This is a genomic window from Streptomyces sp. 3330 (assembly GCF_031456635.1).
GTDB lineage: Bacteria > Actinomycetota > Actinomycetes > Streptomycetales > Streptomycetaceae > Streptomyces.
The window spans coordinates 558,189-584,425 of sequence record NZ_JAVDVA010000001.1 but is presented as its reverse complement, the minus strand read 5'-3'; the positions used below and the strand labels follow the sequence as shown (position 1 = coordinate 584,425).

Annotated in this window: 23 protein-coding genes, 2 tRNA genes and 1 pseudogene; 20 read left to right on the top strand and 6 right to left on the bottom strand. The window is 71.8% G+C overall.

Annotated features, from left to right (window positions below; translation table 11 throughout):
* Window positions 1-65: 65 nt before the first annotated feature.
* Complete coding sequence (locus J2X68_RS02580; protein WP_310430740.1) at window positions 66-1,136, top strand: hypothetical protein; 1,071 nt, start codon at window positions 66-68, stop codon at window positions 1,134-1,136.
* A gap of 27 nt (window positions 1,137-1,163) precedes the next feature.
* Here J2X68_RS02580 and J2X68_RS02575 read toward each other — a convergent pair whose 3' ends face one another.
* A complete protein-coding gene (locus J2X68_RS02575; protein WP_310430906.1) occupies window positions 1,164-2,306 on the bottom strand; it encodes a M48 family metallopeptidase in 1,143 nt (380 codons plus the stop codon).
* Between the two features lie 155 nt (window positions 2,307-2,461).
* Between J2X68_RS02575 and J2X68_RS02570 the strand changes: the two genes are divergently transcribed.
* The 7 genes from J2X68_RS02570 (at window position 2,462) to J2X68_RS02540 (ending at window position 6,950) form a co-directional block, all read left to right on the top strand.
* A complete protein-coding gene (locus J2X68_RS02570; protein ID WP_310430739.1) occupies window positions 2,462-2,623 on the top strand; it encodes a hypothetical protein in 162 nt (53 codons plus the stop codon).
* Between the two features lie 145 nt (window positions 2,624-2,768).
* Window positions 2,769-2,933: a hypothetical protein gene (locus J2X68_RS02565; protein WP_310430738.1), complete on the top strand. Its 165-nt coding sequence runs from the start codon at window positions 2,769-2,771 to the stop codon at window positions 2,931-2,933.
* A 97-nt stretch (window positions 2,934-3,030) separates the two neighbouring features.
* Window positions 3,031-3,657: a nicotinate-nucleotide adenylyltransferase gene (gene nadD / locus J2X68_RS02560; RefSeq protein WP_310430737.1), complete on the top strand. Its 627-nt coding sequence runs from the start codon at window positions 3,031-3,033 to the stop codon at window positions 3,655-3,657.
* Window positions 3,658-3,673: 16 nt separating this feature from the next.
* Window positions 3,674-5,539 (top strand): LCP family protein, encoded by a 1,866-nt coding sequence (locus J2X68_RS02555; protein ID WP_310430736.1) that lies wholly within the window; start codon window positions 3,674-3,676, stop codon window positions 5,537-5,539.
* A gap of 121 nt (window positions 5,540-5,660) precedes the next feature.
* Window positions 5,661-6,113, top strand: coding sequence for a ribosome silencing factor (rsfS, locus tag J2X68_RS02550; protein WP_310430735.1), 453 nt, complete (start codon window positions 5,661-5,663; stop codon window positions 6,111-6,113).
* Window positions 6,110-6,784 (top strand): histidine phosphatase family protein, encoded by a 675-nt coding sequence (locus J2X68_RS02545; protein WP_310430734.1) that lies wholly within the window; start codon window positions 6,110-6,112, stop codon window positions 6,782-6,784. Before rsfS ends, J2X68_RS02545 begins: the two co-directional genes overlap by 4 nt.
* Window positions 6,785-6,877: 93 nt before the next feature.
* Window positions 6,878-6,950 (top strand) — tRNA-Ala (locus J2X68_RS02540).
* Between the two features lie 90 nt (window positions 6,951-7,040).
* Here J2X68_RS02540 and J2X68_RS02535 read toward each other — a convergent pair.
* A complete protein-coding gene (locus J2X68_RS02535; protein ID WP_399039210.1) occupies window positions 7,041-7,811 on the bottom strand; it encodes a helix-turn-helix transcriptional regulator in 771 nt (256 codons plus the stop codon).
* A gap of 379 nt (window positions 7,812-8,190) precedes the next feature.
* Here J2X68_RS02535 and J2X68_RS02530 point away from each other — a divergent pair, with 379 nt between their 5' ends.
* The 4 genes from J2X68_RS02530 (at window position 8,191) to J2X68_RS02515 (ending at window position 10,263) form a co-directional block, all read left to right on the top strand.
* On the top strand, window positions 8,191-9,579 hold the full coding sequence (locus J2X68_RS02530) for an MFS transporter (RefSeq protein WP_310430732.1): 1,389 nt from the start codon (window positions 8,191-8,193) through the stop codon (window positions 9,577-9,579).
* A gap of 69 nt (window positions 9,580-9,648) precedes the next feature.
* Window positions 9,649-9,822, top strand: a complete 174-nt coding sequence (locus tag J2X68_RS02525; RefSeq protein WP_107085374.1) for a hypothetical protein — start codon at window positions 9,649-9,651, stop codon at window positions 9,820-9,822.
* A 3-nt stretch (window positions 9,823-9,825) separates the two neighbouring features.
* Window positions 9,826-10,059, top strand: a complete 234-nt coding sequence (locus tag J2X68_RS02520; RefSeq protein ID WP_003976229.1) for a hypothetical protein — start codon at window positions 9,826-9,828, stop codon at window positions 10,057-10,059.
* 131 nt (window positions 10,060-10,190) lie between these two features.
* Window positions 10,191-10,263, top strand: a tRNA-Ala gene (locus J2X68_RS02515).
* Between the two features lie 201 nt (window positions 10,264-10,464).
* Here J2X68_RS02515 and J2X68_RS02510 read toward each other — a convergent pair.
* Together J2X68_RS02510 and J2X68_RS02505 are read right to left on the bottom strand one after the other, a co-directional pair.
* Window positions 10,465-12,075 carry an NADH-ubiquinone oxidoreductase-F iron-sulfur binding region domain-containing protein gene (locus J2X68_RS02510; protein WP_310430731.1) on the bottom strand — a complete coding sequence of 537 codons (1,611 nt, stop codon included), beginning with the start codon at window positions 12,073-12,075 and terminating at the stop codon, window positions 10,465-10,467.
* A complete protein-coding gene (locus J2X68_RS02505) occupies window positions 12,072-13,388 on the bottom strand; it encodes a ferric reductase-like transmembrane domain-containing protein (RefSeq protein ID WP_310430730.1) in 1,317 nt (438 codons plus the stop codon). The genes J2X68_RS02510 and J2X68_RS02505 overlap by 4 nt, the downstream gene beginning before the upstream one ends.
* 428 nt (window positions 13,389-13,816) lie before the next feature.
* On the opposite strand from J2X68_RS02505, the gene leuS reads away from it, so the two are divergent.
* The 8 genes from leuS (at window position 13,817) to J2X68_RS02465 (ending at window position 25,271) form a co-directional block, all read left to right on the top strand.
* Window positions 13,817-16,711: a leucine--tRNA ligase gene (gene leuS / locus J2X68_RS02500; RefSeq protein ID WP_310430729.1), complete on the top strand. Its 2,895-nt coding sequence runs from the start codon at window positions 13,817-13,819 to the stop codon at window positions 16,709-16,711.
* A gap of 338 nt (window positions 16,712-17,049) precedes the next feature.
* Window positions 17,050-17,802, top strand: a complete 753-nt coding sequence (locus J2X68_RS02495; protein WP_310430728.1) for a hypothetical protein — start codon at window positions 17,050-17,052, stop codon at window positions 17,800-17,802.
* 158 nt (window positions 17,803-17,960) lie between these two features.
* Window positions 17,961-18,806, top strand: a complete 846-nt coding sequence (locus tag J2X68_RS02490) for a DegV family protein (protein WP_310430727.1) — start codon at window positions 17,961-17,963, stop codon at window positions 18,804-18,806.
* A gap of 299 nt (window positions 18,807-19,105) precedes the next feature.
* Window positions 19,106-20,239, top strand: coding sequence for a helix-hairpin-helix domain-containing protein (locus tag J2X68_RS02485; RefSeq protein ID WP_399039209.1), 1,134 nt, complete (start codon window positions 19,106-19,108; stop codon window positions 20,237-20,239).
* Window positions 20,236-22,935, top strand: coding sequence for a ComEC/Rec2 family competence protein (locus J2X68_RS02480; protein WP_310430725.1), 2,700 nt, complete (start codon window positions 20,236-20,238; stop codon window positions 22,933-22,935). The genes J2X68_RS02485 and J2X68_RS02480 overlap by 4 nt, the downstream gene beginning before the upstream one ends.
* A 175-nt stretch (window positions 22,936-23,110) precedes the next feature.
* Window positions 23,111-23,356 carry a hypothetical protein gene (locus J2X68_RS02475; RefSeq protein ID WP_310430724.1) on the top strand — a complete coding sequence of 82 codons (246 nt, stop codon included), beginning with the start codon at window positions 23,111-23,113 and terminating at the stop codon, window positions 23,354-23,356.
* A 274-nt stretch (window positions 23,357-23,630) separates the two neighbouring features.
* Window positions 23,631-24,620 (top strand): DNA polymerase III subunit delta, encoded by a 990-nt coding sequence (gene holA, locus J2X68_RS02470; protein WP_310430723.1) that lies wholly within the window; start codon window positions 23,631-23,633, stop codon window positions 24,618-24,620.
* A gap of 255 nt (window positions 24,621-24,875) precedes the next feature.
* Window positions 24,876-25,271, top strand: coding sequence for a nuclear transport factor 2 family protein (locus tag J2X68_RS02465; protein ID WP_310430722.1), 396 nt, complete (start codon window positions 24,876-24,878; stop codon window positions 25,269-25,271).
* 478 nt (window positions 25,272-25,749) lie between these two features.
* Here the strand turns inward: J2X68_RS02465 and rpsT are convergent, their stop codons facing one another.
* Window positions 25,750-26,016 carry a 30S ribosomal protein S20 gene (gene rpsT, locus J2X68_RS02460; RefSeq protein WP_053750780.1) on the bottom strand — a complete coding sequence of 89 codons (267 nt, stop codon included), beginning with the start codon at window positions 26,014-26,016 and terminating at the stop codon, window positions 25,750-25,752.
* Window positions 26,017-26,168: 152 nt separating this feature from the next.
* Window positions 26,169-26,228: pseudogene (locus J2X68_RS40240) on the bottom strand (hypothetical protein); the annotation flags it as partial.
* Window positions 26,229-26,237 lie beyond the last annotated feature (9 nt).

Below are 26,237 nucleotides of genomic sequence, written 5' to 3'. Positions count from 1 at the left end.
CGGTTGTCAGAAGTTGTGGCACGGCGGGGCGTTTACCCGGGGTCCGCGCGACCTACTCTGAAAGTATGGCCGGGCCTGGAGACCCACCGGAGGGGACACCCGAGGGCACTCCCGGAGGTGGAGAGGACGAATACCGATCCGTCGTCTTCGACGAATCGTTCGTCCGCGCTGCCCGCATCCAGGAGTACTCGGCGCAGGAGCGCATGGCCGACCACGCGCCCGCCGTCCGCCGCCGGCCGCCCCGGCGCCGGGGTCTCTCGCGGCAGGCGCTGATCCTGGTCATGCTGATCGCCGTCGCCTTCGGGACGGCCGTCTACATGGGCGTACGCAACCCCTACCAGAGCACCGTGGCCCGCCGGTCCGTCGAGCCCCTGCGGATGACCGTCATCCCGCTCTCCCCGCAGGGCGTCGTGCCCGGCGCGGCCGACCCCGAGGTGCTGTTCGCGCACAGTCCCGCCGCGCAGTTCCGGGTCGGCGCCGAGGGCATTCCGCTGCCCGCCTCCCGGCGCACCGCGCACTTCTCCGACAGCCAGGTGGTCAGCGCCCTGACCTCGGCCAAGGAGTACATCGTGCACTCCTCGCTCTACCCGGAGGTGCTCACCCGGCAGCAGGTGCGGCCCGTGCGGGCCCTGATCGCCGCCGAGCAGCTCGACCAGTTCGACGAGAGCTTCGGTCACCCGGCCGCCGACGGCCGGCACGCGCCGACCGGCTGGCTGGTCCGCTTCGACCCCGCCGAGGCCCAGCTGGCCGACAGCAACATCCGCGTCCAGGGCACGCTCCAGGCCGCCGAGACCGACTCCGCGACCCTCGAGGTGACCGCGGACCACACCTTCGTGTACGCGCTGCGGCCGGCCGGCGCGGGCGCCGACACCTCGGCCTCCCTCTTCACCGTCCGCCGGGAGCTGCACTTCCGCTTCGACCGCGACGACCTGCGCACCCACCAGGTCCAGCTGATCGTGTCCTACGTGCAGGCCGGCCCGCTGTCCTGCGGCGAGGACTCCACGAACCACCTGCGTCCGCTGCTGGCCGGCCAGACCGCGAAGACGGGCGGCCCGGCCGGCACGGACCCGTACGCGACGGGCGGCGCGACGGCCCTGTGCGGTTCCCTCGCGACGAGCGCGCAGCCCAAGGTGTGAATCCTCCGCTCGGCGCCGCGCCCCGGATCAGCTGCCGGCGCGCGGAGGCGTGTCCGCGGGTCCCTCCGGGCCGTCCGCTCCGTCCGAGCCGTTCCTCGGCGGCCCGTCCTGCGACGGGGCCTGGCCCGTGAACCCCCCGAAGCCGCGCCGCACCCGGCCGCCCAGGTCGCCGGCCCCGCCCGCGATGTCGCTGACCAGCTTCATCAGCGGGTCCTTGGAGCTCTTGACGCTCGTCGCGTAGTGGCTCGCGGACTCGCGGAAGGAGTCCGTCACCGAGGTGTCCTTGTCCTCGGTGCGCCGGGGGTAGTGGCCGTCCATGATCCGCTGGTGGTCGCGGGACTCGGCCCACTTCTTCAGCTCGGCCGCCCGCACCGTGGTGAAGGGGTGCGTGCGCGGCAGCACGTTGAGGATCTTCAGCACGGAGTCGCGCAGGTCGCCGCCGGCCTCGTACTCCTCGGCCTGCTTCAGGAAGGCGTCCACGTTCATCTCGTGCAGGTGGTTACCGCCGGCGATCTTCATCAGGCCGCGCATGGAGGCCTTCAGGTCCTGGCCGACGAGGAGACCCGCCCGGTCGGCGGAGAGTTCCGACTTGCGGAACCACTCACGCAGCGCCGTGACGATCGCCATGATCGCGAGGTTGCCCAGCGGGATCCACGCGATCCGGATGGCGAGGCTCGTCAGGAACAGCAGAATCGTGCGGTACACGGCGTGACCGGACAGGGCGTGGCCCACCTCGTGGCCGACGACCGCGCGCATCTCCTCCTCGTCGAGCAGCTCGACGAGGCCGGTGGTGACCACGATGATCGGCTCGTCCAGGCCGATGCACATCGCGTTGGGCTGGGGGTCCTGGGTGACGTACATCGGCGGGACCTTCTCCAGGTCCAGGATGTAACAGGCGTCCCGCAGCATGTCGTTGAGGTGCGCGAACTGCTGGTCGGAGACGCGCACCGAGTCGGAGAGGAACAACAGCCGCAGGCTGCGCTCGGGCAGCAGCCCGCTGAGCGCCTTGAACACGGTGTCGAAGCCGCTCAGCTTGCGCAGCGCCACCAGGGCGGAGCGGTCGGCCGGGTGCTCGTACGCGCGGGAGGAGATTCCCGGGAAGCGCCTGCGCTGCCTGCTCGGCACGTTCTCCCGGCCGGCGCCGTTCTGCTCGTGGCCGTCGTCGGACATGTCTTCCCCCATGTGCGTCTGTGTGGCCGCTACCTGCTGTGTGGCCTCTGCCTGACCCTTTACGGACCCTTGTGCGGCCCTTTGCGCCCCCGAAGCGGATCCCAGCGTAGGCGGAGTTACCGTGGACGGGCACTACACCGAAGGAGTCCCGCCCCATGGAGCACCACCCCGCAGCCGCCTGGCTCACCGAGGCCGCCGGCGCCGCCGAGCAGCAGGGGGCGGGGAATCTGCTCCGCGTCGTGCTGGTCGTGATGATCCTGGGCTGTGTGCTCACCGCGTGGTTCCTGCTGCGGGGGTACAAGCGGAAGGACGACTGAGCCGCCGGGAAGGTTCCCGATGGCGGAGTCGGCGTGATCGCCGCGCGGGCGCCCGCTTACCATGGGCCGACATCTTTATCCCGCCCTCCCCCACTCTCGACTCCGCTCGAGCGGGGGGACCTCCATCGGATAGGTCCTGCCGAAGATGAGCCTTCACAGCACCGCTGCCCAGCTGGTCACCCTCGCCGCCGAGGGCGAGGAGCACGGTGGCAACCACGAGAGCCTGAGCCCGCTGGTCACCGGCGGCAGCGCTTTCCTCATCCTGCTGCTCCTGCTGTGGATCACCACCCGCTTCAACCGCGACCGCTGAGACACGACGTGTTCACCGACGGGCAGTCCGGCATAGCGGGGCGCTCCGGGCATCCGCCGGCCGGGGCCCGGGAACCGGGCCGGTAGGGTCTGCACGCATGGGAGAGCAGGACATGCCTACCGGCCCGTCGAACCCGGGCAGGCGCCGTCTCGGCGTCATGGGCGGGACGTTCGATCCGATCCACCACGGACACCTCGTGGCGGCCAGTGAGGTCGCCGCGCAGTTCCGCCTGGACGAGGTCGTGTTCGTCCCGACCGGCCAGCCGTGGCAGAAGAGCCACCGCAGTGTCTCCCCGGCCGAGGACCGCTACCTGATGACGGTCATCGCGACCGCCGAGAACCCGCAGTTCTCGGTGAGCCGTATCGACATCGACCGCGGCGGCCCCACGTACACCGTGGACACGCTGCGCGACCTCAGGGCCCTCAACCCCGAGAGCGACCTGTTCTTCATCACCGGCGCCGACGCCCTGGGCCAGATCCTGACCTGGCGGGACAGCGAGGAGCTGTTCTCTCTCTCGCACTTCATCGGCGTCACCCGGCCGGGACACAAGCTCATGGATCCCGGTCTGCCCGAAGGCGGCGTCTCGCTCGTCGAGGTGCCCGCGCTCGCCATCTCCTCCACAGACTGCCGTGCGAGAGTCGCCAAGGGCGACCCCGTCTGGTATCTGGTGCCGGACGGAGTCGTGCGCTACATCGACAAGCGCGAGCTGTACCGCGGCGAGTGAGCCGAGAGGGGTACCGGTGAACGACCGATACGACGCGGGGTACGGAGGCGACCCGTACGAACTCGTCGGCTACGACGAGTTCGGGCAGCCCGTCTACCGGCAGGTCCCGGCGCAGCAGGTGCCGCAGCAGTCCTACGACCCGTACGGGCAGCAGACGCAGCAGACGCAGCAGGGGCAGCAGCCCCAGGGGCAGGGGCAGCAGGGGTACGGCTATGCCCCCTACGCTCCCGGCGGGCAGCAGCAGACGCCTGCCTATGACCCGTACGACACCGGTCAGCAGCCGTCCACGCCCGCCTACGACCCGTACGACACGGGCCGTCAGGCCCCCGTCGCCTACGACCCCTACGGCACCGCGCCCCAGGCCCCGTACGACCCCTACGGGCAGACCGCCACCAGCGGACAGCAGCCCCGGGCCGAACAGCCCCGGGCCGCCGAGCAGACCGCCTACATCCCTCAGCAGGGCCGTCCGGTCGAGACCGGGGCGGAGGCCGGGGCGGAGGCCGGGGCCGGCGCCGGCCCGGACGCCGACGGACGATCCGCCGCGGGCGCGGCCGGGAGCGGCGCGTCCGGAGCTCCCGGACGACCCCAACGGGACTACGAGACCGAGCAGTTCGCGTTCGTGGAGGAGCCCGACGGCGACTCCGAGGACGTCATCGACTGGCTGAACTTCACCGAGAACCGCACCGAGCGCCGTGAGGAGGCCAAGCGCCGCGCCCGCAGCCGTCTCGTCGCCCTCGCGGTGGTCCTGGCGCTGGTCGCGGTCGGCGGGGTGGGCTACCTCTGGTACGCCGGGAAGCTGCCCGGCCTGTCGTCGTCCTCGGACTCCGGCACCGGCGCCACGACCGCCGCCGCCGCGCAGAAGCGGGACGTGGTCGTCGTCCACCTGCACAACACCACCGGCGGCGGCACCTCCACGGTGCTCCTCGTCGACAACACCACCACCCAGCAGGCCGCCACGGTCCTGCTGCCCAACTCGCTCGTCGTCACGACCGAGGACGGCACCACGACGACCCTCGCCAAGTCCGTCGACGACGACGGCTCGGCCGGCACGCGCGACGCGCTGAACACCGTCCTCGGCACCGACATCGAGGGCACCTGGCGGCTCGACACGCCCTACCTCCAGAACCTCGTCGACCTCGTCGGCAACATCGACGTCGACACCGACGTCAGCGTGCCCGACCCGGCCGCCAAGAAGGGCGGGGCGCCCCTCGTCACCAAGGGCGAGAACCAGACCCTCAGCGGCAAGATGGCCGTCGCCTACGCCACCTACCGCGCCACGGGCGAGGCCCAGAACGCCCAACTGGAGCGGTTCGGCCAGGTCATGCAGGGAGTGCTGCGCAAGGTGTCGTCCGACGCGGAGGGCGCCACCGTCACCGTCCAGACCCTCGCGCAGATCCTCGACCCCTCGCTGACCGACAAGGACCTCGGCACCTTCCTGGCCAAGCTCGCGGACCTCGCCAAGGGCGGCGACTACAAGACCGCGCTGCTCCCCGTGCAGACCGACGGCACCCTCAACGCCGAAGCCAGCGCGAGCGTCGTCAAGGACGTCCTCGGCGGCGCCGCGAAGAGCCCCGACAAGGACGCGGCCGTCAGCGTCTCCGTGCAGAACGCCAGCGGCACCAAGTCCGACACCGAGGACGCGCGCGTGGTGCTCCTCAACGGCGGCTTCACCTTCCTGGAGGCCGGCACCCCGTCGGACACGAAGGCCACCTCCCAGGTGCTCTACGCGGACCCCGCCGGCAAGGAGAACGCCACCGAGGTCGCCAAGACCCTCGGGCTGGACACCGACGCGGTGAAGAAGGGCACGGTCCCCGCGAACGCCGACATCGCGGTCGTCCTGGGCGAGGACTACCAGCCCTCCTCGGCCGGGTCGGCCGGCTGAGCGCACACGCGGGGGCCGGACCGATCGGCCCCCGCGCGGGTGATCCCTGCCATACGTGGGGTGGCGTCGGCGGACCGTGAGACCCTTGGGGGACAAGTGTCCGCCGACGGAAAGCCACGTAGTGACCGCCACCGACCGCTCCATCGAGCTCATCCAGACCGCCGCCCAGGCGGCTGCCGACAAGCTCGCGCACGACATCATCGCGTACGACGTCAGCGACGTGCTGTCGATCACGGACGCCTTCCTGCTGGCCTCCGCGCCCAACGACCGCCAGGTCAAGTCGATCGTCGACGAGATCGAGGAGCGCCTGCAGAAGGAGCTCGGCGCCAAGCCCGTGCGCCGCGAGGGCGACCGCGACGCCCGCTGGATCCTGCTCGACTACGTCGACATCGTCGTCCATGTGCAGCACAGCGAGGAGCGCGTCTTCTACGCTCTGGAGCGGCTCTGGAAGGACTGCCCCGAGCTGGAGCTGCCCGACGACGCCAAGGCGACCCGCGGCAAGGCCCAGGAGCACGCCAAGCTGCAGGCCGAGGCCGAGGAGGACGACACCGCCGGATTCGGGGACCTGCGGTGAGCGCCGCCGCGGAGCCGGCCGCCGAGCGCCGGCCGGGCCGTGGCCGCCGGGTCATCCTGTGGCGGCACGGCCAGACCGCCTGGAACGTGGAGCGCCGCTTCCAGGGCACGACGGACGTGGAGCTGACCGAGACCGGCGTGGCCCAGGCCCGCCGTGCCGCCCGGCTGCTCGCCTCCCTCCAGCCCGACGCGATCGTCTCCTCGGACCTGTCACGGGCCGCGAACACGGCCGCCGAACTCGTCGCCCTCACCGGCCTCGAGGTGACCCACGACGAGGCCCTGCGCGAGACGTACGCGGGCCTCTGGCAGGGTCTGACGCACGACGAGATCATCGCCGGCCACGGCGACGAGTACGCCGCGTGGAAGCGCGGTGAGCCGGTGCGTCGAGGCGGCGGCGAACTGGAGACGGAGGTCGCCGACCGCGCCGCTCCCGTGGTGCTGCGGCACGCCGAGAAGCTGCCCGAGGACGGCACGCTCGTCGTCGTCAGCCACGGCGGCACCATCCGCACCACCATCGGCCGGCTCCTCGGCCTGGACGCCCATCACTGGGAGGCCCTGGGCGGTCTCTCCAACTGCTGCTGGTCCGTCCTCGGCGAGGGCGCTCGGGGCTGGCGCCTGCTCGAGCACAACGCCGGCACCCTGCCCGAGCCGGTGCTCGGCGACGACGACTGAGGGCCGTGCGGCCGCCGGGACCCGGATTTCACTTTCCGGCAGGTCGCAGGCTAAAGTTCTTCTTGTTCGCCCCGCCGAGCGGGAAGAACGCAAGGGGCTATAGCTCAGTTGGTAGAGCGCCTGCATGGCATGCAGGAGGTCAGGAGTTCAATTCTCCTTAGCTCCACAGATCACCTGGTCTGTCGGTCGACACTCTGTTGAGTTGTCAAAGATCGGCAGTGACCGGTCGAGATCTGTTCACGAAGATCCCGTCCCCTCAGGGGGCGGGATTTTTCGTCGTCCCGGTCCGCAGCAGGGCCGCTCGGCGCTCCGTCTCCTCGTCGTCCGGCGTGTACACGACGATCCGGCATTCCGGCATCCCGTTGATGGACAGGGACATCGACGTCATCCGCAGCTCGCCCACCGCCTCGTGCCGGAAGACCTTCACGCGTCGGCCGGGCTCCGCCACGTCACCCGACGCCCACAGCCGCGTGAACAGCGGGCTGGCCTGTGACAGCCGTCGTATGAAGTCCTCCCAGGCGGGCTCACCGGCGTGCAGCCCGTACGACGCCCGCAGGGTCGCCACCATCACCGGCAGCTCCTTGTCCCGGAACAGCAGCGGGCAGTCCTGCTCCCGGACCGTGAACAGGCGCCACAGCGCGTTGTTCGGCCCCGGCACACAGGCGTCCACCGGCGAGATGAACAGGTCGTGATAGACCGCGTTGGTCGCCAGGATGTCGTAGCGCGAGTTGTAGACCACCGCCGGGCGGGGCGCCAGGGCGTCGATGATGCCCTGGATCTCCGGGCCCACGCTCTGCACCAGGGCCTCCGGCACGTGCGTGCACGGCACCTCCGCCAGGTGGTACAGATGCTCCCGCTCCGGCGGATCGAGCCGCAGGGTGCGCGCCACGGCGTCCAGCACCTGTGCGGAGGCGTTGATCGGCCGGCCCTGCTCCAGCCAGGTGTACCAGGTCACGCCCACGCCCGAGAGCTGCGCGACCTCCTCGCGCCGCAGTCCCGGAGTGCGGCGCCGCAGCCCCGGTGGCATCCCCACGTCGCCCGGTGTCACCCGGGCCCGCCGACTGCGCAGGAAGGCGGCAAGCTCGGGCCGGCGCCGGTGCGACGACCCCGGCGCGGGCCCCGGCGCGGACCTTGGCGCCGGTCCCGGTTCTGCCCTCGTGTCCGTGCCTGTTCGCGTCCCCATCGTCACGTCCCCCATGGTCGGTCCCCCGCCCGTCCCCTGCCAGGTGCCGTCAGTACCAGCATCAGCGGGCTCTCGGCACCCGTACCGGATCCTCGTCACGCTCGACGGCATGACGACGACACCCCGGACGGGCCCGGTCCCCGCGCCTGTTCCACCCGCTCCAAGTCCTGCTGCCAGTAAAGACCCTGGCACTGACAATCGGCCCCGGCGGCTGCTGGCGGTCGTGCTCGCAGCCCAGTTCATGGCACTGCTCGACGTCTTCATCGTGAACGTCGCGGCCCCCACGATCGGTTCCGACCTGAACGCCTCCGGCGCGGACCTCCAACTGGTGGTCGCCGGATACGCCATCACGTACTCGGTGCTGCTGATCACCGGCGCCCGCCTCGGCGACCGGTTCGGACACGGCCGTGTCCACCTCGTCGGGCTGGCCCTCTTCACGGCCGCCTCGCTGGCCTGCGGGCTGGCCCAGGGCACTACCGAACTGATCGTGTTCCGGCTGCTGCAGGGCGCCGGGTCGGCGGTGATGATCCCGCAGGTGCTCAGCCTGATCCAGCGCACGTTCACCGGCGAGGCCCGGGTGCGGGCGCTGGGCGTCTACTCGGCCGTCCTCGCCGTCGGCGCGGCCGCCGGGCAGGTGGTGGGCGGCGTTCTGGTCGCCGCCGATCTGCTGGGCACCGGCTGGCGTCCGGTGTTCCTCGTGAACGTGCCGGTGGGCCTGGTCCTGCTGATCGTCGGCAGGCGCGTCCTGCCCCGCGACGGGGGAGCGGGGCAGGACGCGCGGGGAGCAGAGGCGCGCGCGGGGGCGCGCGGGATGGACTGGCCCGGGCTCGTGCTTCTGGGCGCCGCCGTCTCGCTGATCACGGTGCCGCTCGTGCTCGGGCAGGAGAAGGACTGGCCGCTGTGGTCCTGGCTGTCGCTGGGCGCCGGCGCGCTCGCGCTGGTGGTGTTCCGCGGCTTCGAGGCCCGGCTCGCCCGGCGGGGCGGCGCGCCGCTGATCGCGCCCCGTGTGCTGCGTCACCCCGGCATGGGCCTCGCCGTCCTGCGCGTCCTGGCCGTCATGGCGGTCAACGGGGGATTCCTGTTCGTGCTGACCCTGCACGTCCAGGGCGGCCTCGGCTACAGCGCGCTGCGCGCCGGGCTCACCTTCGCGCCGACCGCGGTGGTCTTCGGGCTGGTCGGACTGACCTGGCGCCGCTGGCCCGCGACCTGGCAACGGTCCCTGGCCCCGGCCGGGTTCACGCTCACCGCGCTGTCCGTGCTGGGCGTGGGGCTGGCCTTCCGGGGCGGCGACCACGGCGGCGGCTGGCTGTACGCGGCGTACGCCGGCGTGGGCGTCGGACTCGCCCTCGCCTTCAGCCCGACGCTCACCGGGGCGCTGGCGGCGGTGCGGCCCGAGGACGCGGCGGACGCCAGCGGCGTGCTCGCCACGGTCACCCAGCTCGGCCAGCTGATCGGTGTCGCGGTCTTCGGCACACTGTTCTTCGAGCGGCTTGAGTCACTTGGGGCCCCAGAGGCGTATACCTCTTCGGAAGCGCTTCTCACATGCATGTTCGCGCTCGCTACGACAGCTGCCCTGGGTGCCGTGTCCGGACTGGTACTGAGGCGTCGCTGACCGTATTGGCCCGGCCGTGGCAGAATCAAACGGCCGGAAGGGAGCGCGGCCCGACGGGAGGGAGTAGCGATGCCTGCGAGCATCCTCGGAGAGGTCGGTCACCTCTCCGAAGCGGCGGTGACACCGGACAAGGCCACCCGGCTCAGCTGCCCCTCCTGTGGTTCCGGTCATGTGGCCCAGGTTCTCGGTGACAACGGCGGGATTTCCTACGTGTGCACGGCCTGCGGCCACAGCTGGAGCTGATCGATGGGTGCACACAGGCGGAAGTGCGACTGGTGCGGCAGCGGCACCCCGATCGTCCGCGACATGGAGCCGGTCAACCCCGACTACCAGTACTGGTGCGAGGAATGCGCACGAGCGCTGATCATAAAAGGCGACCCCATCGAGACGTACCGTGAGCTGGAGGGCGAGCCGATCTACGGACGGCTCCTCGAGGAGCACTGCACGCTCAAGCGGTTCTATTCGTTCGTCACCGCTTGACCCGCATACCGGTTGAAACCGGACAGGACGGAAACGATTTGGTGGTCCACGCCCCGGGCCGGTAATGTTGGCGTCGCCGCCGGGGAAACCGGGCGACACGGTCGGTAGGCGGCTTCGCCGCCCCGCCACGAGGGGCTATAGCTCAGTTGGTAGAGCGCCTGCATGGCATGCAGGAGGTCAGGAGTTCAATTCTCCTTAGCTCCACAGCAGATCTCGCCGGATCGCATGCGATCCGGCGAGATCTTTTTGCGTTCGGACCGCGTTCCGGCATTCCCGCTTCGGACATTCCGTCAGGACCGACGGGTCGGGGCCGCCTGCTTCCAGGCGGCCCCTCGTCGGCTGTCTCTGTCGTCTGTCTCTGTGCCCGTGTGTCCGGCTCCGGGTGCTCGGCCGTCGGCTCGGCGATCAGCGGCCGAGGGCGCGGCGGCCGCGGCCCTGGGAGAGGACCGGGAGGTTGCGGGCGGGCGCCTGCGGGCGGGTGTCCTCCTCGATGCGCAGGGCGAGCGCCGGGCAGCGGCGTACCGCGCGCAGCGCCTTCGCCTCCGCGTTCTGCGGCACCTTCGCCTGTGCCACCGTCGGGAAGCCGTCGGCGCCCAGTTGGAAGACCTCCGGGAGGATGTCGGCGCACAGGCCGTGGCCGCGGCACAGCGTCCAGTCGACGAAGATCTTCTGGCGGCTCGAGCCGCTCTCCTCCGGCGCGATGCCGCTCGTGATGGCCGCGGGCGCCATGCCGGCCTCGAAGAGCGGCAGAACGCCTTCCACGGGGCGTCCGCAGCCGTTGCCGAGAACATGGGCGGCCAGGTCGTCGGTGAACGCCTTGATGGTCGACTCGAGGAACATCGCGGAGCCGTCCGGGTGCGAGCACGCGCCGCGCCGCTTGACGTTCTTGGCGACCTGCTTGAGCGCCTCGAGGGCGGCCGGGCCGCCGCCGTTGATGATGTCCTCCATGCCGCGCGCGGCGGCCGGCAGGCCGAGGTAGCAGGGACCGCACTGGCCCGCGCTCTCGTCGGCCAGCCACTGGGCCACGCGCAGCGACTCGCCCAGCGGGCAGGTCTCCTGGCTGATCGGCAGGATCGCGCCGGCGCCGAGCGCCCCGCCCACCGCGTCGAGTGAGTTGCGGGAGACGATCGCCTCGTTGACCGTCGCCGCGTCGATCCACTTGCCGTGGTACCCGCCGGTCAGCACGCCCTGGGGCACCGGCGGGGCCCCGGCGAGCTGAAGGACGTAGCGCAGCGGCACGCCCGTGGGCACCTCGATCACCATCGGGCGGGCGACCGCGCCGGAGACCGTCAGCATGACGGTGCCCGGCTCGTCGTAGAGGCCGGTGTTGCCGTAGCGCTCCGGGCCGATGCGGGCGGCGATGGCCAGCTGGGCGAAGGTCTCGGCGTTGGAGAGCAGGGTCGGGGCGCCGCCGACGCCGTTCTGCGAGGCGCTGACCTTGCGGCCGGGCGGGATGGGCGGGCCGCCGTCGATGGAGCGGATCAGTGACGCGGCGGCGCCGGTCACCATGCGGATCGGGTTGCGCTGGACGAACGCCTTCAGCACCGATCTGCGGCCGTTGCTGAGGCCGCGTTCGGCGAGTGCGGCCTCCATGGAGCGCTGGGTCGATTCGCGGGTGACCCCCACCACGAGCGTGCGGGCGCCCAGCGCCTCGGCTACCAGCAGCGCGCCGTCCAGGATGAGGTGCGGGGCACGGTTGATGAGCACCGTGTCCTTGCGGCAGGCCGGTTCGTCCTCACTGCCGTTGACGACGACGACCGGCCGTACGCCGCGCTTGATCGCCGCCTCGGCGACCGAGCGCAGCTTCTTGTGGAAGGGGAAGCCCGCGCCGCCGCGGCCCTTCAGATTGATGTTCTCGGAGAGCTTCGCGAGTGCCTCTCCGCCCAGGGGTTCGAGCGGCCCGTGCACCTTCAGGTGCATGGGGAGATCGAGTCGTTCGACAAGGTCGAAGCCAGACGTGAGCTGCGGAAGTCCGACCACGCGGACTTCTGGGACGTCGGGCAGGGCCTCGTTCACCTATAGCCTCCGGAAGGCGTGTTCCAAGGTTCGCCCGAACCCGGTGCGTCGAAGGACGCGCCGGGTGATGGTTCATTGGCGGGACCGCTGTTGTACGTGTCGTTCTGGTTGTACGTCCCGAAAGGGGCGTTCGTCTCACCGGTGTTGTACACGTCACGTCCGCCGTACCCGGCGGTGCCCGAATTGTCATAGACCGGGATGTTGAATCCCGTGTCCTGGAGCGGGTCGTAGGCCGACGGGGGCGCCTCGCCGACCGGCGGCGGGGACGGGACCGGCCAGGTGCCCGAGGTGCTGCCGCCGCTGTCGACCCGGGGGATTGCCTCGGTGGCCTGGATGTCGAACGGCAGGTTCATCCGCGCCGTCTGGTCGGCCGCGTAGGGCTGCTGCTGGCCCCGCTGCGCTGTGTTGACGGCGCGATAGGCGGCCGCGAAACCGTTCGCGGGCTCCGGGGCGGCGGCCGCGGGCGTGTCGTACAGCGGTGACGACGGCGGGGACATCCGCGTGGAGCTCATCGTGTCGGTCCGCGACGAGCGGCCCGAGCGGCCTTCGTAGCCGGGGAGCGCGGAGGATCCGGTCTCGCTCACACGCGCGCGTGAAGCGTCCAGACCGTCCATGGCGGAGCGGTCCTGCGTGCCCAGGATCGCGGCGACCCGGTCGGCGACCTTGCGCTTGAACGGGCGCGGCGCGGCACGCAGGGCGAGGGCGGCCATGACGCCGGCCAGGCACAGCTCGTAGGACACCATGAAGAACGGCTTGGCCGCGCGCCCTGCGAACAGGCCGTGGATCAGGGCCGCGCACAGCGCCGGGTAGGCCAGCATGTGCATCGCGCGCCAGCGGGCGGCCACCTCGGCGGGTGCGGAGAACCGGTTGCGCAGGGCGCCGGTGATGCCGACGAAGATCATGAGCAGGGCGGCCAGGGAGCCGAGGCCGATCAGTCCCGCGCTGCCCTTGACGCCCAGGCTGAACGGGATCAGCGCGGCGATCAGGACCGTGTGTTGCAGCACCAGCTTGACCGAGATGTGCACGACGAGGAAGGCGATGGAACCCACGGCGGTCACGCGGTGGATGCCCTGCGCGATGATCCGCTGACGCGTGTTGAGGATGAGCCGGTCCTGGGCGACGAGGCCCCAGATGACCGAGCAGGTGAGGCACACCAGTGACAGCACTCCCGCACCGAAGTTGAGGAATGCCTGGAACTGGTCGCCGCCGACCAGCACGACCACGGGTATGAGGACCAGGACGACAGCTGTCGCCACCCCATAGGCCGACCTGCCGGGCTTGGGGAGCGAGCTGTTACGAGGACGAGGGTTCATGGGGGCAACTCCGAGCAGTTTCGGGAAAGCGGTCCCGCTGCCGAACTCTAAGTGGCTCCATACCGATGGGTACGAGGTTTGAGTTATTGCGCTGTTATCAAACGACAATGTGGCTGTTGTGATGTCCCTTAGCTACTGTTACGCGAAGTAACCCTTGATCTTGGTTCAGTTCCGGCCTCGCCATTCTGGTCGCAGCAACGTTGTCGCGACCATGCATACGTACGAGCGTCGCGGCTTGCTCAAGGCCTGCGGTACCCTAACGCCATGCGTGCTGTACGCCTTCTGCTTAGCGAGCCGCGCTGATCAGTCCCGACCGCCGGTGAACGGACGGTTCGGAATCGGCGCGGCGTCCCCTCCTGTGCGAGGGGATTTTTCGTTTCCTGGACGACACGCCGCTGGCAGAGACGATCGATGGAGCTTTGAGGACCATGAGCGAGACGAACCCCGCTGCCGCCGCTGCACCGGCGGAGGCCGCGCCGCACCGCTACACGGCTGCCATGGCCGCCGAGATCGAGGCACGCTGGCAGGACTTCTGGGACGCCGAGGGTACGTACGCCGCACCGAACCCGAAGGGCGACCTGGCCGGTGACCCCGAGCTGGTGGCCCGGCCCAAGAAGTTCATCATGGACATGTTCCCGTATCCCTCCGGTGCGGGCCTGCACGTCGGCCACCCGCTGGGCTACATCGCGACCGACGTCTTCGCGCGCTTCCAGCGCATGACCGGCCACAACGTCCTGCACACCCTGGGCTTCGACGCCTTCGGGCTCCCCGCCGAGCAGCACGCCGTGCAGACGGGCGAGCACCCTCGGATCACCACCGAAGCCGCCATCAACAACATGAAGTCCCAGCTGCGCCGGCTGGGTCTGGGCCACGACAAGCGCCGCTCGTTCGCCACGATCGACCCGGACTACTACAAGTGGACCCAGTGGATCTTCCTGCAGATCTTCAACTCCTGGTACGACGACGAGGCGGACAAGGCCCGCCCGATCGCCGAACTGGTCGCCCAGTTCGAGTCCGGTGAGCGCGGTGTACCCGGACACACGCGCGCGTGGAACGAGCTGACCGCCGCCGAGCGCGCCGACGTCCTGAGCGAGTACCGCCTGGCCTACGCCTCCGACGCCCCGGTCAACTGGTGCCCCGGTCTGGGCACCGTGCTGGCCAACGAGGAGGTCACCGCCGACGGCCGTTCCGAGCGCGGCAACTTCCCCGTCTTCAAGGCCAAGCTGCGCCAGTGGAACATGCGCATCACCGCCTACGCCGACCGCCTGCTGGACGACCTGGACGCGCTGGACTGGCCCGAGGCCATCAAGCTCCAGCAGCGCAACTGGATCGGCCGCTCCGAGGGCGCCCGCGTCGACTTCCCCGTGGACGGCGAGCGCATCACGGTCTTCACCACGCGCCCTGACACCCTGTTCGGCGCGACCTACATGGTCCTGGCGCCCGAGCACCCGCTGGTCGACAAGTTCACCCCGGACAGCTGGCCCGAGGGCACGCACGACGTCTGGACCGGCGGCCACGCGACCCCGGCCGAGGCGGTCGCCGCGTACCGTGCCCAGGCCGCGTCGAAGTCCGACGTCGAGCGCCAGGCCGAGGCCAAGGACAAGACCGGCGTCTTCACCGGCGTGTACGCGACCAACCCGGTCAACGGCGAGCAGGTCCCGGTCTTCATCGCCGACTACGTGCTGATGGGCTACGGCACCGGCGCGATCATGGCCGTACCGGCGGGCGACCAGCGCGACTTCGAGTTCGCGCGCGCCTTCGAGCTGCCGATCCGCTGCGTCGTCGAGCCGACCGACGGCCGCGGCACCGACACGTCGACCTGGGAGAACGCCTTCGGGTCGTACGAGGCGAAGATCATCGCCTCGTCCAACGAGGAGATCTCGCTGGACGGCCTGGGCGTCGTCGACGCCAAGGCCCGCATCACCGAGTGGCTGGCCCGCAAGGGCATCGGTGAGGGCACCGTCAACTTCCGCCTGCGCGACTGGCTGTTCAGCCGCCAGCGCTACTGGGGCGAGCCCTTCCCGATCGTCTACGACGAGGACGGCGTCGCCCACTCGCTGCCCGAGTCGATGCTGCCGCTGGAGCTGCCGGAGGTCGAGGACTACTCGCCGCGCACCTTCGACCCGGACGACGGGAACACCTCCCCGGAGACCCCGCTGTCGCGCAACGAGGACTGGGTGAACGTCACCCTGGACCTGGGCGACGGCAACGGTCCCCGCAGGTACCGCCGCGAGACCAACACCATGCCCAACTGGGCCGGTTCCTGCTGGTACGAGCTGCGCTACCTGGACCCGCACAACAGCGAGAAGCTGGTCGACCCGGAGATCGAGCAGTACTGGATGGGCCCCCGCGAGGGTCAGCCGCACGGCGGTGTCGACCTGTACGTGGGCGGCGCCGAGCACGCCGTGCTGCACCTGCTGTACGCGCGCTTCTGGTCCAAGGTTCTGTTCGACCTGGGGCACGTCTCCTCCGCGGAGCCGTTCCACAAGCTGTTCAACCAGGGCATGATCCAGGCCTACGTCTACCGCGACAGCCGCGGCTTCCCGGTGCCGGCCGCCGAGGTGGAGGAGCGCGACGGCGCGTACTACCACCAGGGCGAGAAGGTCAGCCGCCTGCTGGGCAAGATGGGCAAGTCCCTGAAGAACGCGGTCACTCCGGACGAGATCTGCGCCGAGTACGGCGCCGACACCCTGCGCCTGTACGAGATGGCCATGGGCCCGCTGGACGTGTCGCGGCCGTGGGACACGCGCGCGGTGGTGGGTCAGTACCGGCTGCTGCAGCGGCTGTGGCGCAACGTCGTCGACGAGAACACCGGCGAGCTGAGCGTCGTCGACGTCGAGGACGCCGACATCGACGAGGACACCCTGCGTGCCCTGCACAAGGCGATCGACGGCGTGCGCCAGGACCTGGAGGGCCTGCGCTTCAACACCGCCATCGCCAAGATCACCGAGCTGAACAACCACCTGACCAAGGCGGGCGGCGCGGTCCCGCGTTCGGTGGCCGAGGCTCTGGTGCTGCTGGTCGCCCCGCTGGCCCCGCACATCTCCGAGGAGCTGTGGCGCCGGCTGGGCCACACCGACTCGGTCGTCCACCGGGACCTGCCGGTCGCCGACCCCGCGTACGTGGTGGACGAGAGCGTCACCTGCGTCGTGCAGATCAAGGGCAAGGTCAAGGCACGCCTGGAAGTGTCCCCGGCGATCTCCGACGAGGAGCTGGAGAAGCTGGCGCTGGCCGACGAGGGCGTCGTGAAGGCGCTGGGCGGCGCCGGTATCCGCAAGGTCATCGTGCGCGCGCCGAAGCTGGTGAACATCGTTCCCGCGTGAGCGCGAGCTCCGACCGGGAAAAGGGGAGCCTGGACGCGGGGGCGGTGCGCGAGAGCGGGCCGCCCCGCCAGGACGATCATCGCCGGGCGGTGCGCGAGAGCGGGCCGCCCCGCCAGGACGATCATCGCCGGGCTGTGCGCGAGAGCGGGCCGGGAGCAAGGCGGGGCCGGTGCCGGGAGCCCGGCGCCGGGGACCGGCGGGCAGGGCTCCGGGTAGTCCCCTACGGGCAGGTTCGGGGTTCTGGTGGAACTCCGGGCCTGCCCGTCTCGTTTACCGTGTGAAGTGCGGCGTGCCCCGTGCGGCGCCGAATGTGTCCTGGCAGGCCGGAGGAGGAGCTCGTGGAAGCAGTGATCGCAGTAATCGCCCTGCTCTTCGTGCTCTTCGTGGTGCTCGGCGCCTACGCCACGGTGAAGGTGATCGGAGCAGCCAAGAGGGGCGTCGACCGCACGATCGACCAGGCCCGGCGCACGGTCGAGGACCACACCCTGCGGGCCAAGTCCTTCACCCAGTTCGGACCGGCGGGCGAGATCGCCCAGTTGAGGCTCAAGCTGCGCACGTCGATGCGGGCCACCCAGGAAGCGCTGCACGCGGGCGTCGCCGACGACGAATCCCTCAAGGAGTCCCTCGCCCTGTTCCACAGGCTCAGCGCGCATGGACACGAACTGGACGGCGAGCTCAAGCGCCTGGAGTCCGAACCGGACCGGGCGACGCTCTCCGCGCGGCTGCCCTCGCTGAGGGAGCGCACCGAGCGTGTCACGGGATCGGCGGACGCGCTGCGCTGGGCGGCCCGCGACCGGGCCCGCCGCTTCGCGGACGACGAGCTCGACTCCCTCAGCGCCCAGATCGACGTCGAGGCCGGTGCCCTGCGGCACTGGACCACGACGGACCCCTCCGCGCAGACGACGCCGCCACCGTGGCCCGAGGCGCCGGCCGCCGACAGCGCGGCGGCGGGGCAGACCTGGCCGGAGGCGCCCGGCGCGACACCCGGCGCGCGCACCGCTCCGGAGCCGGACCGCCCCGCGATCACCCCACCGGGACCGCGCCCCGTCCACCCGTGGCAGAAGAAGCCGCGCCCCGAGAGCACCACCTGAGGCCGGGACCGGATTCCCGCCCTCCGGACCCCCGGTCCGGTGAGCGAGGAGGCTCCGGATCGGGTGCCGTTCGACGCGGTACTTGATTCGGTCAAGGGCGGTCCAGCTGCGAGGGGCCGGGCTGCCGCAGGGAGGCTACGCCAGGTAACCTCCAGGTCATGTCCCGCCATGTCGCGATCGTCACGGATTCAACGGCCTACTTGCCGCAGCGGACGATGGAGCGTCACGGCATCACCTCGGTGCCCCTGACCGTCGTCCTCGGCGACCAGGCTCTCGAAGAGGGCAACGAGATCTCCACGCGCTCCCTCGCCCAGGCCCTGCAGAAGCGACGTTCCGTCACCACCTCGCGTCCCGGTCCTCAGCTCTTCGCGGAGACGTATCGCAGGATCGCCGAGTCCGGTGCCACCGGCATCGTCTCCCTCCACCTCTCCGCCGAACTGTCGGGCACCTACGACGCGGCGGTCGTCGCGGCGCGTGAGGCCCCGGTGCCGGTGCGGGTGGTGGACACCGGCATGGTCGCGATGGCGCTCGGCTTCTGCGCGCTCGCGGCCGCGGAGGTCGCCGAGGCGGGCGGCACGGTCGACGAGGCGGTCACCGCGGCGGAGAAACGGGCCGCCGGCACCTCCGCCTACTTCTACGTCGACACCCTGGACTACCTGCGCCGCGGCGGCCGGATCGGCGCCGCCCAGGCCCTGTTGGGCTCCGCACTCGCGGTGAAGCCGCTGCTCCGGCTGAGCGGGGGGCGCATCGACCTCCTGGAGAAGGTACGCACGGCGTCGAAGGCGATCGCCCGCCTGGAGGAACTCGGGGCCGACCGTGCGGGCAGCGCACCGGTCGACATCGCCGTGCACCATCTCGCCGCTCCCGACCGGGCGGCCGCGCTCGCCGACCGGCTGCGCTCCCGCGTCCCCGGACTCGTAGATCTGCACGTCAGCGAGGTCGGCGCGGTGATCGGGGCGCACACCGGGCCGGGGCTGCTGGGGGTCGTGGTCTCGCCGCGCTGAAGGCTCGGCTCACTCGTGCGAGTGGCGGAGTTATCCACAACCGTGCGGTCATCCACGGAAATTGATCAAGATCATCGCGGTGGGGCGAAGTGTCCGATCCTCGTCGCATGGCACTTCGATCACGTCCACGCAGCCCGCACGCGACCAGCGGCCCCGGCCGGCGCCCCGGCTCCGACGGCCGCTCCCACCGCCTCCGTCCACCTGGTGGCGGCCGAACCGGACACCGGCACGCCTCGGCGGAGGAGATCCACCGCCGGGCGAAGGCACTGTTCGCCGAACGGCGGCCGGAAGAGGGGGAGATGGGGATCGGGCCGCCGGGTGAGGGCGGTGGGGGTGGCGGGCAGGGCGGACGCAGCGAACACATCGGACGCGGCGGGACTGCTGTCCGTGTGGGTGCGTCGGGTGCGTCGGGTGGGCTGGAGGCTGCGGGTGCGCTGGAGGCGGCAGGTGCGGAGGGGGCCGCAGGAGCGGTGGTTGCGGTGGGGGCGCCGGTTGCCCCGGGGGTGCTGAAGAGGTCCGGGGCGTTGTGGGGAGGCGCGCCCGGCAGGGAGGGCGCCGAGCACGCCCCTTTCGGCACGGGCGCCGATGCCGATGTGGGTGCAGGCACCGGCACTGACACCGACGTCAACGTCAAGGGCGACGGCGGTGAGAGGAGTGAGGCGAGTGCGAGTGCTCCTCGTGTCGCCGGGCGCTGGCAGGAGCGGGCGGGGCTGGCTCTGCGGGAGCGGATGCCCGTGTGGCTGCTGACGCGTTGCGGCCTGGAACGACGGAGTGTGCTGGCGCTCTCGGTACTGCTCGTCGTGGCCGCCGCCTTCGCCCTGCAGCACTTCTGGGTCGGCCGTGCTCAGCCGGTGCGGGCGCCGGAGGTGGTGCGGGCCGCCGCGCCCTACGCGGCCGGGGAGCCGAACTCGGCTACCGGGCCTGCCCCTTTCGCAGGCTTGCCGGGCCCCGGGAGCACCCCCGCGGCCGAGATCGTGGTGGACGTCAGCGGCAAGGTGCGGAAGCCCGGCATCCACCGCCTCCCGGCTGGTTCACGGGTGGTCGACGCACTGGGCGCGGCAGGTGGTGTGCGACCGGGCACCGACACCGACGGTCTCAACCGCGCGCGTTTCCTCGTGGACGGGGAGCAGGTCGTCGTCGGCGGCCCGCCCGCACCGGCCGGGGCCGCCGGGTCGGGGGCCGGGCCGGGGGCGGGGGCGGCGGCGGGTTCCACCGGGGCCGGCCTGGGCGCCGGGCCTCCGGTTCCCGTCTCCCTCAACACAGGCACCGTGGACCAGTTCGACACGCTGCCGGGCGTCGGCCCCGTGCTGGCGCAGCACATCATCGACTACCGGGCGCAGCACGGCGGTTTCCGGTCGGTGGACGAACTGCGCGAGGTCAACGGCATCGGCGAGCGACGTTTCGCCGATCTACGGAACCTCGTGCGGCCATGAGGCGCGAAGTCACGGAGTCCGTCGGTATCGGGGCCGGATCCGGCCCGGCTGCCCGCCAAGCCGTGCACGCGGCCTCCGGCAAGCGGCTGGGCGACGCCCACCCGCGCCAGGAAGGACCGGTGGATCTGCGGCTCGTTCCGCCCGCGCTGGCGGCTTGGGCGACGGCCGCGCTGACGTTGCACGCGCCGACGGAGGTGGTGAGTGGAGTCGTCGCCGTCTGCCTACTGGCCGCCGGCGCTCTCCTGGTCGTGAGGCGGCGCGCGGCGGGGCGTGGCGCGGGTCCTGGCGCCGGGGCCACCACCGGTCGCCGCGGGTGGCCCCGGGTCACCGTCGCCGCCTCGTTGCTCTGCGTGGGCGCGGCTGCCGCGTCGGCCGGGCTGCACGGGGCCGATCTGCGCCGGGGGCCGGTGCCGGTGCTGGCCCGGGAATACGCGACCGTCACCGCCGAGGTCGAGATCACCTCCGACCCACGACTCACCCGGCCCCGGGTCAGAGGGGACCACGTGACCCCGGACGCCGTTCTGATCGACGCCGAGGTGCGCAGGGTCGAGGGGGCGACCAGAGGGGCGGCGGCGACGCGGACCCCGGTACTGATGGTGGTGGACATGGGCTCGCGTCGGCGCGGGGGCCGGACACGGGCGCATCCCGGGAGCGGCGAGTCACCGGGCCGCGAGGCATCGGGCCGCGGGACACCGGGCCCTCAGGTGGCGGACCACCGGGCGACGGGTCGGTCCGGGGCGCGGTCCGAGGTGCGGTCCGGGGCGTCCTGGCTGGGGCTGTTGCCGTCCACCCGGGTGCGGGTGACCGGGCGGCTGGTGCCCGCGCTGGCCGGCGGGGACCGGTTCGCGGCCGTGCTGCGGGTGCGGGCGCGAGCGGTGCCGTCGGTCGTGCGGGAACCGTCGGGCACGCAGCGGTCGGCGGGGCGGCTGCGGGCGGGGCTGCGGGAGGCCACCGACGGACTTCCGGCTGACGCGAGGGCACTGCTGCCGGGGCTGGTCGTCGGGGACACCTCGCGGATCACGCCCGAGCTGGACGAGGCGTTCAAGGCGACGGATCTGACCCACACGCTCGCCGTCTCCGGGAGCAACCTCACGATCATCCTCGCCCTGCTGCTCGGCCCGCCGGGGCTGGCACAGCACGTCGAGCGCCGGGGTCTGGCACCTCGCCTCGGCGTCCCCCTCCGGGCGACCGCGCTGCTCGGCGGAGCGCTGACCCTCGGCTTCGTGGTGGTGTGCCGACCCGACCCGAGCGTGCTGCGCGCCGCGGCCTGCGGAGCGATCGTGCTGCTCGCGCTGGCGACCGGCCGCCGTCGGTCCCTGCTCCCGGCGCTGGCGACCGCGGTGCTGCTGTTGGTGCTGTACGACCCGTGGCTGGCCCGGAGTTACGGGTTCCTGCTGTCGGTCCTCGCCACCGGGGCCCTGCTGACGCTGGCGCCGCGCTGGAGTGCCGCGTTGCGACGGCGCCGGGTGCCCCCGCGGCTCGCCGAGGCGCTGGCGGCCGCGGGAGCCGCGCAGGCGCTGTGCGCGCCGGTCGTGGCCGTGCTGTCGGCGCGGGTGAGTCTGGTCGCGGTGCCCTGCAACCTCCTGGTGGAGCTCGCGGTCGCGCCGGCGACGGTGCTGGGCTTCGCGACGCTGGCGACAGCTCCTCTGGCGATGCCGGTGGCCGAGGCGCTGGCGTGGTGCGCGAGTTGGCCGGCCGGATGGATCGCGGATGTGGCGCGGACCGGGGCGGCGCAGCCCGGCGGGGGAATGGACTGGCCGGGGAGCTGGGCCGGAGCGTTCCTGCTCGCCCTGGCGACGGGCGGGATGGTGCTGCTCGGGCGGCGGCTGTCGCGGTATCCCTGGCTGTGCGCGGTCTGCGGGGCGCTGCTTCTGCTCGCGGTGATGCAACCGCCGCCGCTGACCCGGGTGCTCACGGGATGGCCGCCACCGGGGTGGCGGCTCGCGATGTGCGATGTGGGCCAGGGGGACGCGACCGTCCTGGCGGCGGGCGCGGGCGTCGGCGTGGTGGTCGACGCCGGGCCGGACCCGGTACCGGTCGACCGGTGTCTGCGCAAGCTCGGGATCACCCGCGTGCCGCTCGTCGTGCTGACCCACTTCCACGCGGATCACGTCGCCGGGCTGCCCGGGGTGCTGCGGGGCCGGGAGGTGGGGGCGATCGAGACGACGGGGTTCGAGGAGCCGGGGGACCAGGTGGAGTTCGTCCGGCGGGAGGCGAGGGCGAGGCACGTGCCGGTGGTGCGGGCCTCGGCCGGGGAGCGGCGGCGGCTCGGTGCCCTCGACTGGGAGGTGCTGTGGCCGCCCCCGCACCCGGCGCCGAGCCCGGAAGGACCCAACGACGCGAGCGTGACGCTGCTCGTGCGGGTGGCAGGGCTGCGGATGCTGCTCCTCGGCGACCTCGAACCCCCGGCCCAGCAGGCGTTGTTGCGCTCACCGGCGGCGCTGCTGGTGCGAGGGGTGGACGTGCTCAAGGTGGCCCACCATGGCTCGGCCTACCAGGACCCCGACCTCATACGGACCGTGGCGCCGCGACTGGCGTTGATCTCGTGCGGCGCGGACAACCCGTACGGGCACCCCGCGCCCAGCACGGTCGCGGCGTTGCGCGCGGGAGGGGCGGCCGTGCTGCGGACGGACCGGGACGGGGCGCTGGCGGTCGCGACAGGCACCGGAGGAGAGCTGCGGGTGGCGCGTGACTGAGAGACGTGACTGGGAGAAGGGGGAGGGAGCGGGACTGGGAGGGGAGAGCGGGACCGGGAGAGGCGAGGGCCTCGACCGACGAGGGTGACCGTCCGGAGGGCGTCGGCGTGACCGTCGGGGCAGCTGGTGCGGTGGCCGGGGGAGCTGTCCGCCGAGCGTGTCGGAAAATGGGGCGGTGAGTGATGTGAGACATGTGCTGGTGCTGCCCGATCGCGATGCCGCGGAGGAGGTGGCGCAGGCGCTCGGGGACCGGTTCGGGGTACGCGAGGAGCCGAGGGTCGTCCGGGACGCGTTGGCCGGGGAGGACGACGCGGAGGACGCGCAGTGGCTCGTGCTGCTGCGGGACGAGGAGGAAAGCCTCGACGCGGGGGCGCTGGACGAGTTCGCGGGGGAGTGGGAGGGCTGGCGGGAGGAGCCGTGACGATGAGCCGCCGGCCGCCGGCCGCCGGCGGTCGCCAGCGGCCGTGAGCTCTCGTCGGCGTCCTCGGCGGCCCGGGCCCTCGATCGGCGGGACCATCCGTCCCGGCACCGGCACCGGCTACGGCACGGCACCGGCTACGGCACGGCACCGGCAACGGCACGGCACCGGCTACGGCTACGTCCCTGCTACGGCAGCGGTCTGCAGTCGTCGTCGAGGGCGGCGGGGCTGGTCGGCGGGGGTCGGGTTGTCGGTGGCTCGTGGGATGCTTTCGGGGATGGCCAGGAAGACTGCGAATGACGATCCCCTCGCCCCGGTGACGCTTGCCGTGGGCCAGGAGGACCTCCTGCTCGACCGTGCCGTGCAGGAGGTGGTGGCCGCCGCCAAGGCCGCCGACGCCGACACGGACGTGCGCGACCTGACCTCGGACCAGGTGCAGCCCGGCACGCTCGCCGAGCTGACCAGCCCCTCGCTCTTCGCCGAGCGCAAGGTCGTGGTCGTGCGCAACGCGCACGATCTGTCCGCCGACACGGTCAAGGACGTCAAGGCGTATCTGGGGTCGCCCGCCGAGGAGATCACGCTGGTGCTGCTGCACGCCGGCGGAATCAAGGGCAAGGGGCTGCTCGACGCCGCGCGCAAGGCGGGGGCGCGGGAGGTGGCCTGTCCGAAGATGACCAAGCCGGCGGATCGGCTGGCGTTCGTGCGGCAGGAGTTCCGGGTCACCGGTCGGTCGGCCACACCGGAGGCGTGCCAGGCGCTCGTCGACGCCATCGGCAGCGATCTGCGCGAGCTGGCCTCGGCCGTGTCCCAGCTGGTCGCCGATGTCGAGGGGACCATCGACGACGCCGTCGTCGGGCGGTACTACACCGGGCGGGCCGAGGCCTCCAGCTTCACCGTCGCCGACCGGGCGGTGGAGGGGCGGGCCGCCGAGGCGCTGGAGGCGCTGCGCTGGTCGCTGGCCACCGGGGTCGCGCCGGTGCTGATCACCAGTGCGCTGGCCCAGGGAGTGCGGGCCATCGGCAAGCTGTCCTCGGCGCGGGGAGGACGGCCGGCCGATCTCGCGCGGGAGTTGGGCATGCCGCCCTGGAAGATCGACCGGGTCCGCCAGCAGATGAGAGGCTGGACGCCGGACGGGGTGTCCGTAGCGCTGCGGGCCGTCGCCGAGGCGGACGCGGGAGTGAAGGGCGGCGGTGACGACCCGGAGTACGCCCTGGAGAAGGCCGTCGTGGCGATCGCGCGGGCGGCGCGGTCCGGGGGACGCGGGTAGCGGTGCGTCATCCCCGGGTGTCACCGGGGTGATCCGCCGGGTGTCACCGGGGCCATTCGCCGGGCGGTACCGCGGTGATTTGCTGGGCGAGGCCGGGTGATCCGCCAGGTGTCACCGGGGTAGGTCACCCCGCGCCCCGGGGTGATCCGCCGGGCGACATCCACCGAGGTGATCCAGTGGCCTTTGCCCTGCCGGGGAGGAGAATCGGGGGTACCAGCCGAACATCGCCGGCGCATGCGAAAGGTGGGGATCGACATGGCTGAACACCCGCACGCGGCACTCGTCCGGAAGGGATACGAGGCCTTCACCCGCGGAGACATGGACACCCTGCGCGGCATGATGACGGGGGACTGTACGCACCACGTGCCCGGTTCCCACATGCTCTCCGGGGACTTCAAGGGCCTCGACGCGGTCATGGACATGTACGACAGGCTGTTCGCGGAGACGGGCGGCTCGTTGCGCGTCGATCTGCGCACCGTACTCGTCGACGACCGGGGGCACGCCGTCTCCCTGCACCGGATCGCCGCCGAGCGCAACGGCAAGCACATGGACGACGACGGGGGCATCGTCTTCCGGATCGTCGGGGACAAGATCAGCGATCTCGACGAGTGCGTCGGGGACATCGACATGAGCAACGACTTCTGGTCCTGACCGGCCCGGTCACCCCTGTCCGCCCGGACCCCGGGCCCCGGGGCGGACCCCCGTCACCCCTGCTGGTCCTGGACTGGGCTCCCGGAGACGCTCCCCCCTCACCCCTGTCCGCCCGGACTCCGGCCCCCCGGGGACTCCCCGGTCACCCCTGTCCGCCCGGATCCCGGCCCCCCGGGGACTCCCCGGTCACCCCTGTCCGCCCGAACCGGGCCCCGGGGGACGCGCCCCCGGCAGGCCGAAGACCGTAGACGGCCCACGGAAGACGGCCGACCGACGTCGGCCCACCGAAGACGGCAGGCCGAAGGCCCCCGTGCCCGCCCTGGGGAAGGGCGAGGCGCGGGGGCCTTCGGGTCAGGCGTGAAGCTGTCGGATCGCGCCCGCGTGGCGAACGCAGGCCGCGCGCGATCCTCGGGGTGCCGGTCGGGGGCGGATGAGAGAGGGCCCGCCCTGGTCCTTCCGGCGATCAGATCTGGGAGATTCAGCCCTTGAGGGTCGCGACCTTGGAAGCGAGCGCCGACTTCTTGTTGGCGGCCTGGTTCTTGTGGATGACGCCCTTCGAGACGGCCTTGTCGAGCTGACGCGCGGCAGCGCGCTGGTACTCGGTGGCCTTCTCGACGTCACCCGCGGCAGCAGCCTCACGGGCCTTGCGGATCGCGGTCTTCAGGGAGGACTTGACGGCCTTGTTGCGCAGCCGAGCCTTCTCGTTGGTCTTGATCCGCTTGATCTGGGACTTGATGTTCGCCACGAATGAGCCTTTTCAGGTTCAGGCACGGGCCCCTACGGGTCCCGTACCGATGAGTTTCCGAGATACCCCGGAGTTCCCGAGAAGTGCTGTCCGGGAAGTTCTCCGAGGAGACGTGCCTCATGCTGAGAGGGCAGGAGACACAGCTGCCCAGGCTACCAGTGGCTCCCCGACTGGCCCAAACCGGTCCCCGGTCGCCACCCGTGGGACGATAGAGCCTACGT

Excerpts from the sequence above, each read along its gene's own strand:
- J2X68_RS02580 (WP_310430740.1), top strand. The coding sequence starts at position 66 with ATGGCCGGGCCTGGAGACCCACCGGAGGGGACACCCGAGGGCACTCCC.
- J2X68_RS02575 (WP_310430906.1), bottom strand. The coding sequence starts at position 2,306 with ATGTCCGACGACGGCCACGAGCAGAACGGCGCCGGCCGGGAGAACGTG.
- J2X68_RS02570 (WP_310430739.1), top strand. The coding sequence starts at position 2,462 with ATGGAGCACCACCCCGCAGCCGCCTGGCTCACCGAGGCCGCCGGCGCC.
- J2X68_RS02565 (WP_310430738.1), top strand. The coding sequence starts at position 2,769 with ATGAGCCTTCACAGCACCGCTGCCCAGCTGGTCACCCTCGCCGCCGAG.
- nadD (WP_310430737.1), top strand. The coding sequence starts at position 3,031 with ATGGGAGAGCAGGACATGCCTACCGGCCCGTCGAACCCGGGCAGGCGC.
- J2X68_RS02535 (WP_399039210.1), bottom strand. The coding sequence starts at position 7,811 with ATGCCACCGGGGCTGCGGCGCCGCACTCCGGGACTGCGGCGCGAGGAG.
- J2X68_RS02525 (WP_107085374.1), top strand. The coding sequence starts at position 9,649 with ATGCCTGCGAGCATCCTCGGAGAGGTCGGTCACCTCTCCGAAGCGGCG.
- J2X68_RS02520 (WP_003976229.1), top strand. The coding sequence starts at position 9,826 with ATGGGTGCACACAGGCGGAAGTGCGACTGGTGCGGCAGCGGCACCCCG.
- J2X68_RS02505 (WP_310430730.1), bottom strand. The coding sequence starts at position 13,388 with ATGAACCCTCGTCCTCGTAACAGCTCGCTCCCCAAGCCCGGCAGGTCG.
- leuS (WP_310430729.1), top strand. The coding sequence starts at position 13,817 with ATGAGCGAGACGAACCCCGCTGCCGCCGCTGCACCGGCGGAGGCCGCG.
- J2X68_RS02490 (WP_310430727.1), top strand. The coding sequence starts at position 17,961 with ATGTCCCGCCATGTCGCGATCGTCACGGATTCAACGGCCTACTTGCCG.
- J2X68_RS02485 (WP_399039209.1), top strand. The coding sequence starts at position 19,106 with ATGGGGATCGGGCCGCCGGGTGAGGGCGGTGGGGGTGGCGGGCAGGGC.
- J2X68_RS02480 (WP_310430725.1), top strand. The coding sequence starts at position 20,236 with ATGAGGCGCGAAGTCACGGAGTCCGTCGGTATCGGGGCCGGATCCGGC.
- holA (WP_310430723.1), top strand. The coding sequence starts at position 23,631 with ATGGCCAGGAAGACTGCGAATGACGATCCCCTCGCCCCGGTGACGCTT.
- J2X68_RS02465 (WP_310430722.1), top strand. The coding sequence starts at position 24,876 with ATGGCTGAACACCCGCACGCGGCACTCGTCCGGAAGGGATACGAGGCC.